Raw genomic sequence first — 266 nt, forward strand, 5'->3', positions numbered from 1 at the left:
CTGCAGTTTCATCAACCGTCCGACCGTGCAGCGTGCCACTGCAATGCCTTCCCGGTTCATCTGCTTCCAGACCTTCGGCACGCCGTAGACCTGCATGTTGGCCTGCCAGACACGCTTGATCTCCGGTTGCAAAAGCTCATCGCGTTTCGCGCGGGCGCAGCGCTTCGACGGATCGCGAAGTTGTGCTGCATGGCGTCGGTAGCCCGACGGGGCAATCCGCAAGACCTTGCAGATCGGCTCGACCCCGAAGGTGTCGCGATGCTGAT

1 protein-coding gene and 1 other annotated feature are annotated in these 266 nt (G+C 61.7%); the gene reads right to left on the reverse strand.

What is annotated here, in order from left to right; all coding sequences use genetic code 11:
• On the reverse strand, positions 1–266 hold a 266-nt coding region (locus SB659_RS19690), incomplete at both ends, for an IS3 family transposase (RefSeq protein ID WP_410551631.1).
• Positions 208–266, reverse strand: a sequence feature (AL1L pseudoknot). This feature is flagged as partial in the annotation. It overlaps the preceding gene by 59 nt.

Origin of the sequence: Arthrobacter sp. SIMBA_036, assembly GCF_046535135.1 — a bacterium.
Lineage (GTDB): Bacteria > Actinomycetota > Actinomycetes > Actinomycetales > Micrococcaceae > Arthrobacter.